Origin of the sequence: Colwellia sp. M166 (assembly GCF_024585285.1) — a bacterium.
Classification (GTDB): domain Bacteria; phylum Pseudomonadota; class Gammaproteobacteria; order Enterobacterales; family Alteromonadaceae; genus Cognaticolwellia.
In genome coordinates, this window is sequence record NZ_CP040755.1 from 2503125 (window position 1) to 2520392 (window position 17268).

13 protein-coding genes are annotated in these 17268 nt (G+C 38.9%); 8 read left to right on the plus strand and 5 right to left on the minus strand.

Annotation, left to right across the window (positions count from 1 at the left end; all coding sequences use genetic code 11):
• From gyrB to glyS, 3 genes are all read left to right on the plus strand, one after another.
• Window positions 1–2445, plus strand: a complete 2445-nt coding sequence (gene gyrB / locus FGD67_RS11415; RefSeq protein WP_257171318.1) for a DNA topoisomerase (ATP-hydrolyzing) subunit B — start codon at window positions 1–3, stop codon at window positions 2443–2445.
• A gap of 175 nt (window positions 2446–2620) precedes the next feature.
• A complete protein-coding gene (glyQ, locus tag FGD67_RS11420; RefSeq protein WP_257171319.1) occupies window positions 2621–3556 on the plus strand; it encodes a glycine--tRNA ligase subunit alpha in 936 nt (311 codons plus the stop codon).
• Window positions 3556–5622, plus strand: a complete 2067-nt coding sequence (gene glyS / locus FGD67_RS11425; RefSeq protein ID WP_257171320.1) for a glycine--tRNA ligase subunit beta — start codon at window positions 3556–3558, stop codon at window positions 5620–5622. The genes glyQ and glyS overlap by 1 nt, the downstream gene beginning before the upstream one ends.
• Before the next feature lie 167 nt (window positions 5623–5789).
• Here the strand turns inward: glyS and tusA are convergent, their stop codons facing one another.
• Window positions 5790–6041 carry a sulfurtransferase TusA gene (gene tusA, locus FGD67_RS11430; protein ID WP_257171321.1) on the minus strand — a complete coding sequence of 84 codons (252 nt, stop codon included), beginning with the start codon at window positions 6039–6041 and terminating at the stop codon, window positions 5790–5792.
• Window positions 6042–6269: 228 nt separating this feature from the next.
• Here tusA and FGD67_RS11435 point away from each other — a divergent pair, with 228 nt between their 5' ends.
• The 4 genes from FGD67_RS11435 (at window position 6270) to FGD67_RS11450 (ending at window position 11739) form a co-directional block, all read left to right on the plus strand.
• Window positions 6270–8189, plus strand: a complete 1920-nt coding sequence (locus FGD67_RS11435; protein ID WP_257171322.1) for a transglycosylase SLT domain-containing protein — start codon at window positions 6270–6272, stop codon at window positions 8187–8189.
• 118 nt (window positions 8190–8307) lie between these two features.
• Window positions 8308–9627 carry a Xaa-Pro dipeptidase gene (gene pepQ / locus FGD67_RS11440; RefSeq protein WP_257171323.1) on the plus strand — a complete coding sequence of 440 codons (1320 nt, stop codon included), beginning with the start codon at window positions 8308–8310 and terminating at the stop codon, window positions 9625–9627.
• 12 nt (window positions 9628–9639) lie between these two features.
• Complete coding sequence (locus FGD67_RS11445) at window positions 9640–10263, plus strand: YigZ family protein (RefSeq protein WP_257171324.1); 624 nt, start codon at window positions 9640–9642, stop codon at window positions 10261–10263.
• Between the two features lie 9 nt (window positions 10264–10272).
• Window positions 10273–11739 carry a TrkH family potassium uptake protein gene (locus FGD67_RS11450; RefSeq protein ID WP_257171325.1) on the plus strand — a complete coding sequence of 489 codons (1467 nt, stop codon included), beginning with the start codon at window positions 10273–10275 and terminating at the stop codon, window positions 11737–11739.
• A 34-nt stretch (window positions 11740–11773) separates the two neighbouring features.
• Here the strand turns inward: FGD67_RS11450 and trkA are convergent, their stop codons facing one another.
• The 4 genes from trkA to def are packed head-to-tail and all read right to left on the minus strand — an operon-like array spanning window position 11774 to window position 16044.
• On the minus strand, window positions 11774–13153 hold the full coding sequence (gene trkA / locus FGD67_RS11455; protein WP_257171326.1) for a Trk system potassium transporter TrkA: 1380 nt from the start codon (window positions 13151–13153) through the stop codon (window positions 11774–11776).
• Window positions 13154–13175: 22 nt separating this feature from the next.
• Complete coding sequence (gene rsmB, locus FGD67_RS11460) at window positions 13176–14483, minus strand: 16S rRNA (cytosine(967)-C(5))-methyltransferase RsmB (protein ID WP_257171327.1); 1308 nt, start codon at window positions 14481–14483, stop codon at window positions 13176–13178.
• Between the two features lie 2 nt (window positions 14484–14485).
• A complete protein-coding gene (gene fmt, locus FGD67_RS11465) occupies window positions 14486–15484 on the minus strand; it encodes a methionyl-tRNA formyltransferase (RefSeq protein ID WP_257171328.1) in 999 nt (332 codons plus the stop codon).
• Window positions 15485–15528: 44 nt separating this feature from the next.
• Complete coding sequence (def, locus tag FGD67_RS11470) at window positions 15529–16044, minus strand: peptide deformylase (protein WP_257171329.1); 516 nt, start codon at window positions 16042–16044, stop codon at window positions 15529–15531.
• A gap of 116 nt (window positions 16045–16160) precedes the next feature.
• On the opposite strand from def, the gene FGD67_RS11475 reads away from it, so the two are divergent.
• A complete protein-coding gene (locus FGD67_RS11475) occupies window positions 16161–17249 on the plus strand; it encodes a LysM peptidoglycan-binding domain-containing protein (protein WP_257171330.1) in 1089 nt (362 codons plus the stop codon).
• Window positions 17250–17268 lie beyond the last annotated feature (19 nt).

A 17268-nucleotide genomic window follows, 5' to 3' on the forward strand; every position in this document is an offset into this window, starting at 1 on the left:
ATGACAATAGAAAATGAATATGACTCGGCAAGTATAAAAGTACTTAAAGGCTTAGATGCAGTTCGCAAAAGACCAGGGATGTATATAGGTGATACCGATGATGGCACTGGCCTTCATCACATGGTATTTGAGGTGTTGGATAACTCAATTGATGAAGCTCTTGCAGGTCACTGTAGTGATATTATTGTTAAAATTCACTTAGACGGTTCAGTGTCAGTTAGAGATGATGGGCGAGGAATTCCAACTGAACTTCATCCAGAAGAAGGAATTTCAGCAGCAGAAGTTATCATGACAGTATTGCATGCTGGTGGTAAGTTTGGTGGCGAAGACTCGGGCTATAAAGTTTCGGGTGGTTTACACGGTGTTGGTATATCTGTAGTAAATGCTTTAAGTCACAAATTAAAATTAAATATTCGAAGAGACGGTAAATTATTCGAACAATTTTATCATCACGGTGTTCCAGCAGAGCCTTTGAAAGTTGTTGGTGAAAGTGACAAAACCGGTACAGAAGTGAGATTTTGGCCAAGTGAAGATACTTTTACTGATGTGCTATTCCACTATGACTTACTAGTGAAAAGAATCCGTGAGTTGTCATTTTTGAACTCTGGTGTTTCTATTCGACTTATTGATGAACGAGAAGCGGGTAAAGAAGATCACTTTCACTTTGACGGTGGTATTCAAGCGTTTGTTGATTATTTAAATACCAATAAAACGCCAGTTAATGAAGAAATATTCTATTTCGATCTAGAACGTGATGATGGCATTATTGTTGAAGTAGCAATGCAATGGAATGATGGCTTCCAAGAAAGCATCCACTGTTTTACTAACAACATTCCACAACGTGATGGTGGTACTCATTTAAGTGGTTTTAGAACAGCCTTAACTCGTACGCTTAATAGCTACATGGTTAAAGAAGGTTTAAATAAAACTAAGAAAGGTGGTAGTACTGAAACTAGTGCCTCTGGTGATGATGCTCGTGAAGGTTTAACTGCTGTAATTTCAGTTAAAGTACCTGACCCTAAATTCTCTTCTCAAACTAAAGATAAGTTAGTGTCATCTGAAGTTAAAACAGCTGTAGAGCAAGCGATGGGCGAAAAACTAGGTGAGTATCTATTAGAGAAACCTTCAGTAGCTCGTACTATCATTATGAAGATTGTTGATGCGGCTCGTGCTCGCGAAGCTGCACGTAAAGCAAGAGAAATGACCCGTCGTAAAGGTGTTTTAGATATCGCTGGTTTACCAGGTAAATTAGCTGATTGCCAAGAAAAAGATCCTGCACTTTCTGAACTATATATTGTCGAAGGAGACTCTGCTGGTGGTTCAGCCAAGCAGGGACGAAATCGTAAAAACCAAGCCATCTTGCCATTGAAAGGTAAAATTCTTAACGTAGAAAAAGCGCGTTTTGATAAAATGATATCTTCACAAGAAGTTGGTACGCTAATTACTGCGTTAGGTTGTGGTATTGGTCGCGACGAATATAATCCAGATAAACTTCGTTATCATAGCATTATCATCATGACCGATGCTGATGTCGATGGTTCTCATATCCGAACATTATTACTGACATTTTTCTATCGTCAAATGCCTGAAATAATGGAACGTGGTTACATCTATATTGCTCAACCACCACTTTATAAAGTGAAGAAAGGTAAGCAAGAACGTTATATTAAAGATGATGAAGGCTTAACTGAGTACTTAACGACACTTGCTTTAGAAAATGCTGAAGTACATGTCAATGAATCAGCACCAGCAATATCAGGCTTATCTCTAGAGAAATTAGTTAAACAGTTCCGTAAAACTCACGAAACTATTAAACGTGTGTCTCGTTTGATCCCTGCTGATATTTTAGAGAAGATGATCTACGGTGATGTTATTTCTACTGAAGACTTTAAAAATAAAGATAAAGTAGAAACTTGGACTGCTAATCTTCTTAAGCAATTATCAGATCAAGATGGTAATGGTTCTATTTACACGGTAGAAGTTAAGCAAGACCAAGAGCGTAATGTTTATTACCCAAGTTTTAATGTACGTAAACATGGTATTGATACCGTTTATGACTGTGACTATGAATTTTTTGATTCGAAAGAATTTGAAAATATTCAAAATTTAAATAAAGCGGTAAATGGTTTAATGGAAGAAGGTGCTTATGTTAAGCGTGGCGAAAAAATTAAACCTATCACTGAGTTTGAAGAAGCTTTAAATTGGTTAATGGCAGAATCAAAACGTGGTCAATATATTCAACGTTATAAAGGTCTAGGTGAAATGAATCCTAGTCAACTATGGGAAACAACCATGGATCCTGAAACACGTAGAATGCTACAAGTAACTATTGAAGATGCTATTGCTGCCGATCAATTGTTTACTACCTTAATGGGTGATCATGTAGAACCACGCCGACACTTCATTGAAGAGAATGCGCTTAAAGTGGCTAACTTAGATGTTTAGCTTTTAAAATTTAAAGATAACAATGCCCGATCATCAAATCGGGCATTTTTTGTTTCTAACCTTGTATTTTTGAGTGATAAACTCTAAACATCTAAGCAAGGGCACTAGGCTAATAAAGCGACAAACGGTATAATTAGCCTTATTTATCACACTATAACCATAGAATCGGATTGTTATGAGTACGTTTAATGTAAAGACCTTTCAAGGACTAATATTGCAGTTGCAAGATTATTGGTCACGTCAAGGCTGTGTCATAGTTCAGCCATTAGATTTAGAAGTAGGGGCTGGTACATTCCATCCAATGACATTTTTGCGCTCTATTGGTCCAGAGCCAATGAGTAGTGCATATGTTCAGCCATGTCGTCGTCCTACCGATGGCCGCTACGGCGAAAATCCTAATCGTCTACAACATTACTATCAGTTTCAAGTAATGCTTAAGCCATCACCGGATAACATTCAAGAATTATATTTAGACTCACTAAAAGAGATGGGCATAGACCCGCTAGTACATGATATTCGCTTTGTAGAAGATAACTGGGAATCACCAACTTTAGGTGCCTGGGGTCTTGGATGGGAAATCTGGTTAAACGGTATGGAAGTTAGCCAGTTTACTTACTTTCAACAAGTCGGTGGAATTGAGTGTGCACCTGTTACTGGTGAAATTACATACGGTCTAGAACGCTTAGCTATGTATATTCAGAACGTCGATAGTATCTATGATCTAGTCTGGACTGATGGCCCTATGGGTAAAGTACTTTATGGTGATGTATTCCACCAAAATGAAGTCGAACAATCAACTTATAACTTTGAACATGCTGATGTTGCCGATCTTTTCAAAACTTTTGACCAATGCGAAGTGGTTAGTCAAAAGCTTATTGAAGCAGGTTTAGCATTACCTGCATATGAACAGGTTATGAAAGCCTCGCATGCTTTTAACTTACTCGATGCTCGTCACGCTATTTCAGTGACAGAACGTCAACGTTATATTTTACGTGTCAGAACGTTATCTAAAGCATGTGCACAAGCTTATTATGCAAAACGCGAAGAGCTTGGTTTCCCTCTTTGTAAGAATAACGATGCCAAAGGCACTTCAGCAGAGGGGCAAGCATAATGACTACTCAAACACTATTAATAGAATTGGGTACTGAAGAGTTACCACCCAAATCGTTAAAAACTTTAGCAATGACTTTTCATCAACAAATTAAAGCCCAATTGGACGCAGCTAAGCTTTCTTATGCTGATATCCATTGGTATGCGACACCAAGACGTTTAGCAGTTAAAGTTGATGGTTTGGTTGCTAGTCAAGCTGATAAAGCCATCGAGAAACGTGGGCCTGCTGTTAATGTAGCATTTGACGCCGAAGGTAATGCAAGTAAAGCTGCAGAAGGTTGGGCTCGTTCAAATGGCATTACCGTCGCAGATGCTGAGCGTTTGGTTACGGATAAAGGTGAATGGCTGCTACATAAAACGGTAGAGCAAGGTAAGCACATTGAGCTGTTGATTCCTGATATGGTTAACCAGGCGGTAGCTAAATTGCCAGTGCCTAAACCTATGCGTTGGGGTTCAGGCAGAACGCAGTTCATCCGCCCAGTGCATACACTGACTATGCTTTACGGCGAAAAAATTATTGCTGGTGAAACACTCAATGTAAATTCCAATAATGTTGTTACTGGACATCGTTTTCATCATGATGGCTTAGTCACTATTAATCATGCTGATAATTACGAAAAAATCTTACGTGATGCCTATGTTGTGGTTGATTATCAAGAACGTAAAAAAACCATTCTAGAGCAAATTAATTTAGCAGCTGAAGAAATTGGCGGCATTGCCTTACCTGATGAAGAGTTACTTGATGAAGTGACTTCATTGGTAGAATGGCCTGTTGTCTTAGTAGGGAGCTTTGACGAGGAGTTTCTTAATGTGCCAGCAGAACCATTAATATATTCAATGAAAGATCATCAAAAATACTTTCCGGTCACCAGTGTTGACGGTAAGTTATTGAATAAATTCATTTTTGTTTCAAATATCGCTAGTAAAGACCCAAGCCAAGTTATTAAGGGCAATGAGAAGGTAATTCGTCCACGTTTAGCTGATGCTGAATTTTTCTTTAAAACAGATAAAAAACAAACACTTGAGTCTAGGTTGGTCAGTTTAGAATCAGTTTTATTCCAAAAACAATTGGGAACAGTAAAAGCAAAATCAGAACGTATTGCCAGCTTAAGTGAATTCGTTGCTGAGAAAACGGGTGATGATAAAGCACTGGCTTACCGTGCCGGTTTGTTAAGTAAAACTGATCTGATGTCGGATATGGTGCTTGAGTTTCCACAAGTACAAGGCACCATGGGTAAATACTATGCTCAACATGATGGTGAACCCGCGGCTGTTGCGCAAGCGTTAGAAGATCAATATCGTCCACGTTATGCGGGTGATGCATTACCTGAGCAAACTATTGGTTGTGCGGTAGCTATCGCAGATAAAGTTGATTCTTTAGTGGGAATATTTGGTATTAACCAACCACCAAAAGGCGATAAAGACCCGTTTGCACTTCGCCGTGCGGCTATTGGCTTGATCCGTATTATTATTGAAAAGCAACTGAATCTTGATATTGCTGAACTCATTGCGAAAAGTGTCGAGTTATATCAAGATAAATTATCTAATGACGATGTGGCTAAACAAGTTTTAGATTTTATCTCAGGTCGCTATCGTGCGTACTACCAAGATCAAAAAATTGCCATTGATGTTATTCAAGCGGTTTTAGCTAATGCGCCATCTAAACCTTTAGATTTTGACAAACGTATTCACGCCGTAACTCACTTTAAAACGTTAGCTGAATCAACAACGTTAGCAGCAGCTAACAAGCGTGTAGGTAATATTCTAGTGAAGTTTAAAGGTGAGTTATATTCTGAATTTAAACAAGAATTAGCATCTGAAGCTGCTGAACAAGAGCTTGCTGAAAGTTTTGCAAAAGTAAAAGTGAAAGTAGCGCCATTAATGGTAGATAAAGATTATCAAAATGCACTTGCTGAATTAGCGACATTAAAGCAACCAATTGATAACTTTTTCGATAATGTTATGGTGATGGCAGACGATGAAGCCATTAAAACTAACCGTTTAACTTTGCTCAGTGAAATTCGTAATAGCTTCTTTGCTATTGCCGATATATCATTATTGCAATAAATACCAGTTGCAATAATACGGTGCTAGCCATTTTATTATAAAAAATAACTTATATGAACATGACAAAAAGGAAGGCTTAGGCATTCCTTTTTTATTAGAGGGAAAGCTAGGGGAATAGCAGTAATACCAAGTTTATAAAGTTTTAATGATACTTAACTAACGCTTGGTTAAGCCATGCCTTTTTTAATAACATATTGAAAAGGTTTGTTGGTTGCTTGTTGGGCAATAAGCTGATGTTCCATAAAGCGACAAAAACTGGGGATATCTCTTGTCGTTGATGGGTCATCAGTGCTAACTAATAGCGTTTCACCGGCGGCAATCTGACGGATTTTTTGTCGTATCATCATCACCGGCTCTGGACAGCGTAGTCCTATTGCATCTAATTGATGGTCAGTGTCTGGAAGTGTCTTGGTTGTCATTTCTAACCTTGCTAAGCAATATATACTGCCGCCAAGTTTAAAGCCTATTTACAATGACGCAACCATAATATTATTGGTAATAATGAATAATTCAAAAATAATTTTAACTAATATGGTTGAGATTCAGCGTTACTATTTAAAATTAAGCGGATAAATATGGTGATTAGACTTGCTTTGTTACGTTAGGAGTGAATAATTGAGCTACGCTTATTTTCCCAAGGCCATCCAATGCCGTTAGGTAGTTTCCGATTTCTCAAAAGCATTTTATTAAGTACACTATTGGCAAGTACAGCAAGTTTTGCTAATGATGAAAACTTGCAAAGGAAAACCTTTTTGCAAGCCGAAAAGCAAGTGTGGAATAGTGGCTCTGCAACTTATCAAAATTTATACAACCAACTGCACTACTACCCACTTCAGCCTTATTTGGATCAGAAGCGTTTAATGACAAAAATCAACTTGTCGTCTGCGTCAGAAATTAATGACTACTTAAACAAGTATGAAGGCACACCACTGGATTGGCCATTAAGAAAAAAATGGTTAAATTATTTAGCTAAACGTAACAAACCGGTACTTTTTCAACGCTTTTACAAAGTAACCAATAACGTTGAGTTAACCTGTCAATATTACTTATTTCAATTGAAATCGGGAGTAGCAGCTTCAAGTATCTTGCCAAAAGTGACACCACTGTGGCTGGTTGGTAAGTCTCAACCTAAAGTTTGTGATCCGCTATTTAAAAAATGGCAACAAGCGGGTTATCGAACCAATGATATTATCTGGCAACGTATCGTGTTAGCCGCAGATGGTGGTAAGCATACTTTAATTCCTTATTTAACCATGCTATTACCAAAAAATGAGCAGTATTTAGCTGAGCTTTGGCATAAAGTACGTCGTGATCCGTCCTACGTTAAACGTTTAACAAAATTTAAAAACAAAACTCCAAGAGAAGCTGAAATTGTTGCTTACGGTTTAAAGCGTTTGATATGGCGTGCACCTCAACAAGCACTTGATAGTTATGCTTTAGCTAAGACACTATTACCATTTACAAAACAACAGCAACAACAAATCACCTTGAAGTTTGCTTTAGCATTGGCCAGTAAAAATCATTTAGATGCGGCAGGGTGGTTAGCACAAGTTGATGATAAAGATTTTAATAGTAATTTAACACAGTGGTATATAACAGACGCATTACGAGATCAAAATTGGCAAAATATTAAAACTAAGCTGTTAAAATTACCTGAAATAGCACAAAAAAGCCTAAAGTGGCGTTATTGGTATAGTAGAAGTTTATTGGCAACCGGAGCGCTAGAAACTGGCAATAAACTATTAAGTGAACTGGCACAAAGCCGGCATTATTATGGTTTTTTAGCCGCCAGCTATTTAAATAAGCCAGCTAACTTTCAGAACATACCGCTTGATGTTAGTGCTGATGAAAAAGCGTTGATTATTAAAAGCCCTGAAGCGAAAAGAGCCTTTGAGTTGTTTGCTATTGGCCGATTTCATCATGCGCGTCAAGAATGGAACTATTGGTTATCGAAACTCAATAAGCGAGACAAGTTAGTTGCTTCTAAAATTGCTAATGAGATGCATTGGTATGACAGAGCTATATTTACCTTAGCTAAGGTTGGCTATCTTGATGATGTTAATTTACGCTTTCCATTAGGCTTTGAAAATGAGATTAAACATTACGCTGGCAATGAAAAAATCAATTCAGCATGGGCGTTTGCTATTGCTCGGCGAGAAAGTTCGTTCATGTCAGATGCTAATTCCTCTGCAGGGGCTAAAGGCTTAATGCAAATAATGCCAGGTACGGCAAAGCAGTTAGCACGTAAAACAGTGTCTAATCGGTATTTACTCGATGCTAAAAATAATATCAAGCTAGGGACTAAATATTTACGAAACTTATTGGATCGTCATGATGGTAACCCTGTGCTTGCTACCGCAGCTTATAATGCCGGTCCTTATCGAGTAAAAACTTGGTTAAAGGGGGCTGAATCGCTACCTGCAGATGTTTGGATCGAGACTATTCCGTTTAAAGAAACACGAGAATACGTCAAAAGTGTTCTCGCGTATCAACAAATATATCAACATAAAGTAGGGCAAACAGTTTCGTTATTTGATCAGATCATTGCGATGAATATAAATGAATAGCGCATATATAGCCATGATAGCTCTGAAACAGTATGTTGAAGTATCATAGGTATAAGCATTATCATATCGCACTAAACGCGGTATAATTAAAACAACAAGAAATTTAGAGAGTTACCAGATGAATACACTAGCGAGTCACTATCCAGCTCATGTTGCTGAATTACAAAAAAGAACCAAAGCTGTATTAACAAGAGAAAATCTTCAAGGCTTAGTCATTCATTCTGGTCAAGAGATCAAGGCTTTTTTAGACGATAATAGCTACCCATTTCGTGTTAATCCACACTTTAAAGCATGGTTACCTTTAGTTGATATTCCTAATTGTTGGTTATTAGTAAATGGCCGCGATAAGCCAACACTTATTTATTACCAACCAGTTGATTTTTGGCATAAAGTTATTGAATTAGCCGGTAGCTACTGGAGTGATTTTTTCGATATTAAAATTCTCTCTAAGGCAAGTGAGGTTGATAAGTTATTGCCTTACGATAAAAAGGCCTTTGCTTATATCGGTGCTCATATCGAAGTCGCAAAAGCCTTAGGCTTTGAGCATATCAATCCTGAGCCATTGATCAACTATTTACACTTCCATCGTGCTTATAAAACATCATATGAGCAAGAATGCATGCGCCGTTCTAATGCCATTGCGGTTAAGGGCCATAAAGCAGCAAAGGCGGCCTTTTTTGATGGCGCCTCAGAATATGATATTCAACATGCTTACCTTAAAGCGACACAGCATGTTGAAAGTGAAACACCTTATGGCAATATTGTCGCCTTGAATGAAAACACGTCGATATTACATTACACCGCGTTAGATCGCGAGGTGCCACAAGCACACCGGTCATTTTTATTAGATGCGGGTGCTAATTTTCATGGTTATGCCTCAGATATCACGCGTACTTATTCCTTTAAGCGCGATCGTTTTGCAGAGTTAATCGCTCGCATGGACAGCTTAATGCTAAATGCGGTTGATGGTTTAAAGCCAGGGCTTAGTTACGTTGATCTGCACATTGCATCATATCGCGAGATAGGTAAGGTACTAAAAGAGTTTAATTTTATTAATGTTGATGTTGATACTGCAGTAGATAGTGGCATTATTTCAACTTTCTTTCCGCATGGTTTAGGGCATCATTTAGGTTTACAAGTCCATGATGTTGGTGGCTTTATGGCTGACGAACGTGGTACTCATGTTAATACTCCTGAGCAACACGCTTTTTTACGGACATCACGTATCATTGAAAGCAATCAAGTTTTCACTATCGAACCTGGATTATATTTCATTGATTCACTGCTTGCTGACTTAAAGCAATCAGTGCATGGCAAAATGGTTAACTGGCAAGAAGTTGATACTATGCGTCCATTTGGCGGTATCAGAATCGAAGATAATATTATCGTTCACCAGTCTCATAATGAAAATATGACACGAGATTTTGAATTAAATTAAGCGAATATATACGTGTCCACGCCTTATGTGATAGCTGCTGACGAGATTATTGATGAAACAATTGTCACTCGCAGCCGCTTTATTTGCTACCTTAAGCCTTGCACTAGTGCTGCTGATGCCAAGGCGTTTATAAAAAGTTTACAAGCACTGCACCCACAGGCTAATCATCACTGTTACGCCTTTATTGCTGGTCGGCCTGAAAATAGTCAGTTGTATGGTTTTTCTGATGATGGTGAACCATCAGGTACCGCCGGTAAACCTATGCTGAGTATGTTAATAGGTAGTCAAATAGGTGAGCTTTGCGCAGTTGTTGTACGATATTTCGGTGGTACTAAACTTGGTCCTGGTGGATTACAGCGTGCATACGGCGGTAGTGTTAAACAAGCATTAGCGGTTTTACCGACAAAACTGAAAATTCCTATGGTACGCAAAACACTAGCGTGTCAATATAGCCAAGTAAACGATGTTTTGTACTATATTGGACAGTTTGGTGGCGAGATCATTCGACAAGACTACAATGAAAATATTGTCCTTACGCTCGCATTACCAGATGAAAAACTTGAGTTTTTCCAACTGCAGTTGCAAACAATGTCTGCTGGGCAGTTAACACTACAACCGATAACTAAAAAGCAATAATAAACTACCGTGCAATTTAAAAATATCATCCGAATATTAGGTTTACTAGTCGCTTTATTGAGTGTGACTATGTTACCGCCAGCTTTTGTTTCACTCGTTTACCGTGATGGTGGCGGTGTTTCTTTTTTAATGTCTTTTGTTTTTTGCCTGATCGCAGGGTTACTGTCTTGGTATCCTTATCGCGCTGAAAAAAGTGATTTAAGGGCACGAGAAGGTTTTTTAATAGTGGTGTTATTTTGGACTGTTTTGGCAAGCTTTTCTGCAGTACCATTATTATTATTAGATGAACCCAATCTCTCCGTTGCTGATGCTTTCTTTGAATCGTTTTCTGGCCTTACTACCACAGGGGCAACGATATTAACTAAAATTGATGGTTTGCCGCATGCTGTGCTGTGGTATCGACAGCAATTACAATGGTTAGGAGGTATGGGTATTATTGTCCTCGCTGTGGCCATCTTACCTATGCTCGGTATTGGTGGTATGCAATTATATCGGGCGGAAATGCCGGGTCCAGTAAAAGATTCAAAAATGACCCCTCGTATTGCCGATACTGCCAAGCATTTGTGGATGATTTATGTAACGTTAACTGTTGCTTGTGCCTTGAGTTATTGGGCTGCCGGAATGAACCTTTTTGATGCTATTTGCCATTCTTTTTCTACTATTGCGATTGGTGGCTTTTCAACCCATGATTTGAGTATGGGCTACTTTGACAGCCCATTGATTAATTTTATTTGTGTCTTCTTCTTACTGGTTGCTGGGGTGAACTTTGCCTTACATTTTGCCGTAGTTAACAGTCGTTCATTACGCAGTTACTTTTATGATTCAGAATTAAAAGCTTTTTTAAGTATTCAGTTAGTCTTAACGCTGATTTGTTTTGTCGTCTTGATGAGTTTTAATGTTTATCAATCGGGCTTTGAAAATTTTGAACAAGCACTTTTTCATGCGGTATCTATTGGCACTACGGCAGGGTTTTCGGCAGCATCTGCCAATGAAGCCGCTTTTTCTAATTGGCCAACGCTGTTACCTATATTATTAATATTTTCAAGTTTTATTGGTGGTTGTGCGGGCAGTGCTGGTGGTGGCATGAAAGTTATTCGTGTTCTACTTCTTTACCTTCAAGGTGTTCGAGAGCTGAATAAATTGGTGCATCCCAAAGCGGTATTTACGATTAAATTAGGTAAAAAAGCCTTACCCAATAGAGTTGTCGAAGCTATCTGGGGCTTCTTTTCTGCCTATGCCGCTGTCTTTGTTATTTGTATGCTATTGCTATTAGCCGCAGGTATGGACGATATTGCTGCATTTACCGCGGTGGCTGCCTGTTTAAATAACTTAGGCCCAGGTTTAGGACAAGTCGCGGCAAACTTTGCTGATATAAATGATTTTAGTAAGTGGGTATTAGTTGTTGCTATGTTATTTGGACGTTTAGAGATTTTTACCTTGCTGGTATTATTCACACCAGCATTTTGGCGAACCTAATATTATTCTTACAGTAGCTATTAAGCTTGAATGCTTAGAAAAATGTTATAGCATCTAATTGGAACAAGGCTTCAACATCGCTGATATAACGTTTACTGACTAAAAACAGCACCACATGATCTTCTGCTTCAATCTTAGTATGTGAATGGGCGATTAGCACTTCTTCGTCACGGACAATAGCGCCTATAGTTGTACCGGGCGGTAATTTAATTTGCTGGATAGTTTTACCAACAACTTTAGAGGATTTTTCATCACCTTTAGCGACAATCTCTATCGCTTCTGCTGCACCACCACGCAAACTGTAAACATTATCGATATTACCTCGACGTACGTGAGTTAATAGCGCTGAAATAGTTGCATGCTGCGGTGAAACAGCAATATCTATATTACTACCATGAACTAAATCAATGTAGGCACTGCGCTGGATTAATACCATGGCTTTGCGCACACCTAAACGTTTGGCGAGTAACGATGACATAATATTTGCTTCGTCATCATTAGTGACCGCAATAAAAACATCAAATTGGTCAATATGCTCTTCCATCAGAAGCTCTTGATCAGAAGAGTCACCAGCAAAAACCAAAGTGTCACTTAACTCAGAAGCTAAATAGGCAGCACGTTTAGCTGAGTGTTCTATTAATTTAACTTGGTGATTTTTTTCTAACAGCCGAGCTAAACCCGCACCAATATTACCTCCGCCGGCGATCATGATTTTTTTATAAGGTGCTTCTAATTTTTGTAATTCATTCATTACCGCTCGAATATGAATACTCGCGGCTATAAAGAACACTTCATCGTCGGCTTCAATAACCGTAGTCCCTAGTGGTCTAATGGGCTTACCGTTACGATAAATCGCTGCAACACGGGTATCTATATTAGGAATATGTTCACGTAGTGTTGACAGGGCATGACCAACCAATAGTCCACCATAATAGGCTTTTACGGCAACTAAGCTGACTTTACCTTGGGCAAACTCTAATACTTGTAGTGCTCCAGGGTAATCTATGAGTCGGGCAATATCACGGGTGACTAGTTGTTCTGGTGCAATGACATGGTCAACGGGGATGTTCTTATTTTGGAAAAGCTCTTTTTGATATTTTAGTATTTTACTTGAGCGAATGCGGGCAATTTTATTGGCGGTATTAAATAAAGAATAGCAAATTTGGCAAGCGATCATGTTTGTCGCATCATCATTCGTTACCGCAACGATTAGCTCAGCATCTTCAGCGCCAGCTTGTTTAAGTACGTCAGGATGAGAGCCGTGACCAGTAACAACGCGTAAATCCATTCTGTCTTGCAATTCACGCAGAGTTTCACTGTTGGTATCAATCAGGGTTATATCGTTTTGCTCTCCTACAAGGTTTTCAGCTAATGTTCCACCAACTTGCCCAGCACCAATAATTATTATTTTCATTTAAGATTGCTTTTTGTTGTTTTTATAGCGGTTTTTTAATTAACTTAGCGTAATAAAAACCATCCATTGAATTGTTATTGGGCAGAATTTGCCAGCCAATATCATTAACTTGATCGGTTATAGCTATATGTTCAGCATCAGAATTTTCCTTAACAAAGCGCAGCACTTGTTCACTATTTTCTTCAGGTAAAATGCTGCATGTTGCATATAGCAAAGTACCACCGGGCTTCAATAAAGACCATATATTTTTAAGAATATCTTGCTGTAGCTCGGTTAATACTGCTATGTCTTGGCTTTTGCGCAACCATTTTATATCAGGGTGACGCCGAATTACACCAGTACCAGAGCATGGAGCATCAAGCAATATGCGATCGAATAACTCACCATTCCACCATTTTCCAGGTGTGGCCGCATCAGCAGCAATAACGTGGGCTTGTAAATTTAGCCGTTGTAAATTTTCTTCTACGCGCTCTAATCTAGAGGCTTCGATATCAATGGCTGTCATCGATTTTATTTTCGGGCTGTACTCAAGAATATGACAGGTTTTACCGCCAGGAGCGGCGCAACAATCAAGGACATTATCGTCTGGTTGGCAAGCAAGCAAAAGCGCAGCTTGTTGGGCTGCGCCGTCTTGAATAGATACCCAACCGAGTTGAAAACCGGGTAATTTATTGACATCAACAGCTTCAGTTAGCCGTATAGCACCAGACTTTTTATCAACCAGTAAATGCTCAATGTTCTCAATCGCTAGTAGGGCTAAATAATCATCGACACTATGATGAAGCTGATTAACTCGCAACCACATTGGCGGGCGCTGCATATTAGCATTAAGAATATCTTGCCAAATTTCAGGGTAGGCACCTTGTAGCTTTTTAATAAACCAAGAAGGGTGATTAAAAGCAACAGCATCGGGCAATTTGTTTGTACACTCTTGGTTATCTTTAGCTACTTGCTGCCGTTGAAAGTTTCTTAATACACCGTTAATAACCCCTTTTAAATGATCACACTTTAACGGCTTACAGGCTGAAACTGTTTCATTGAACGCAGCATGATCAGGAATGCGAGTATATTTTATTTGATATATGCCCACTAACATTAAGAAATGGCCAACACGTTGCTTACCGGTTAGTGGTTTTTTGATGAATTCACGAACATCGTGTTCTAACTCAGGTAAGTGCCTTAATACACCATAGCAAAGCTCTTGCAGTAAGCCTTTATCTTTACCGTCTATTTTAGCTAATTGCAAGGGTAATTCATCGGCTAAACTGCGGCCTTTATCTACCACGGCAAAAGTACATCGGGCAGCTAATGCTCTTAGATTTGCAGCCATAATTACTGTTGCCCTTGTGTTGTTTCAAAACCATTTATTGCTTCGCCTGGAGCAAACCAATCTGCTTTACCATTTAATAGATCGGCAACCGCCATGGCTTTCTTTCCTGGTAGTTGAATGACTTCTAAACGTAGAGCACCTTCGGATGTTGCCACAATAATCCCTTGTTTGTCAGCGCTGATAATATTACCAACAGTGTGTTTATGTTTGAGGTTAAGAGCACTGGCTTGCCAAACACGTATGCGATGCAGTTTACTGCTGTCGTTAAAGGTAAACTGTGTCACTGGCCAAGGGATATAAGCTCTTACTTTACGAGCAAGTACCTTAGCCGGTGATTGCCAATTTAATTCAGCGTCGGCTTTATCAAGTTTAGCTGCATGTGATGCGAGATTATTATCTTGTGGCTGGCGCGTGTAATCACCATTGGCCATCAAGGTTAGGGTCTCTAAAAGTGCGATCGGTCCAAGCTTAGCTAATTTTTCATATAAACTCGCGCTGGTATCTTCCTGTGTGATATCACAAATTGCGGTTAATATCATATCGCCGGTATCTAAGCCTTTATCCATTTGCATTATGGTTACGCCCGTTTGTGCATCACCTGCTTCTAAAGAGCGCTGAATGGGTGCAGCTCCGCGCCATTTAGGTAAAATAGAACCGTGAACATTAATACAACCTAATCTTGGCGTTTCTAAAATTACTGTTGGTAGTAGTAAACCATAAGCAACCACCACCATAACATCCGCTTGATAACTTGCTAGTACAGCTTGTGTTGTTTGCGCTTTAAAGTTTTCAGGTTGTTCAACAGGAATATCATGCTCTAAAGCTAATAGCTTTGTTGCACAGGCTGTTAGCTTTTTACCTCGACCCGCGGGTTTATCAGGCGGACAATATACCGCAAGAACATTATGTTCTGATTGCAGTAGTGCTGCTAAATGTTGAGCAGCAAAGTCGGGTGTGCCAGCAAAAATGATATTTAATGGTTTAGTTACAGCGTTGGACAAGGGCGTTTCCTGAGTACAAGTTAGTTATATAAAATACAGTAGTTTTATGCGTTCGCACTATCTAAACGCGCTTCTTTTTCTAATTTCTTTTTAATACGCTGGCGTTTAAGTGGCGATAAATAATCAACAAACAAGATACCATTAAGGTGATCAAGTTCATGTTGAATACAAATAGCTAATAGCTCTTCACCATCTAAAGTGAATTTTTTGCCATTTTCATCAAGGGCGGTAACGGTAACATCGACACTACGATCGACTTTCGCATAGCAGCCAGGTACAGATAGGCAGCCTTCTTCATTAATCAGAGTTTCATCACTTTTACGAGTGATTTCAGGATTAATCAAGACATAAGGGTTTTCTTTATTTTCTGAGACATCAATAACGACAATTTGTTGATGAATATCAACTTGCGTTGCTGCCAAGCCAACACCATTTTCAGCATACATGGTTTCAAACATGTTGTTGATAATAGTGCGAATTTCATCATTAACTTCAGTGACGGGTTGTGCTTTCGTTCTTAATCTCTCATCAGGAAATCGTAATACAGGTAAAATAGCCATAAATTTTCAAAAGAATTCGCGAAATATCGCATAGAGTGTTATGTTTCAATTTTAGCCATTAATTGAAATTAATCATAGTGGTTTAGGATAAAACCTATAATAATAGGCAGATTAACATGCTAATAAAAATTTTCTCGCTAATACTTGGCATTTTCATGTCGCTGTCTTTACTGGCTGATGAGTTAACATTAAAGCCTGATGCTCCAAAGTCTTATATTGTTAAGAAGGGCGATACCTTATGGGATATCTCAGGTGTTTTTCTTAATCAAGCTTGGTTGTGGCCGAAATTATGGCGTCTTAATCCTGAAATTAACAATCCTCATTTAATTTATCCTGGTGATGAACTGCGTTTAGTCTTTGATGCACAAGGACAGCCCATGTTAGTTAAAGGTAAACCTAAATTAAAATGGTCACCTAAAGTTCGTAAGCAATCAAAAAATCAAACTCCAGTGAGCACATTACCTTTGCAGGCTATTGCACCTTATATTCGTTATGATAGCGTTAAAACTTTAGCAGAGCTGGAGCGATTTTCTTATATTATTGGTAGTGAAAAAGGTTATAAATCTAGCCTAGATGGCTTTAAAGCTTATGTAAATAGCGACCTTGTTGTTGGCCAAAGTTATGCTATCTATCATAAAGGTACTGTTATTATTGACCCAGCAACAGCAGAAAATTTGGGCTATAACATTATACTTGTTGGTACCGGTAAGGCACTACAACGTGGCAACATCAGCAAAAAGCAACCGGGTACTCTTTATATTAGTGGCGTAAAACGTGAAATTCATTCTGGTGCTTTTGTGGTACCGGTAAATGATGAGCAGCAGTATCCCGCAGTGTTTACTATGCGAGCCGGTGCTAAAAATACTAAAGGTCTTATTATTAACTCGGTCACAGAACTGCGTGAGTTTGCTAAGTTTGATGTCGTGATGATTAATCAGGGAGCAAAGCAAGCTTTACAAGCTGGTGATGTGTTAACCGTTAGCCGAAAAAGCCCTGCGGTAATCGATACTGATAATGGTCCCGAATACACGCATAATACCTCGCGTTGGAATCGCATGGGCAGTGATAACCACTCTGACTATGATATGCCTACTGAAAGTATTGGCCAAGTCATGGTTTTTAAAGTTTACGATAAAGTGAGTATGGCGTTAATTCTTCATTCGGACAAAGCATTACGTGTGCTTGATGGGGTTATTGCACCATAACATATAGTGCTAGTCACTC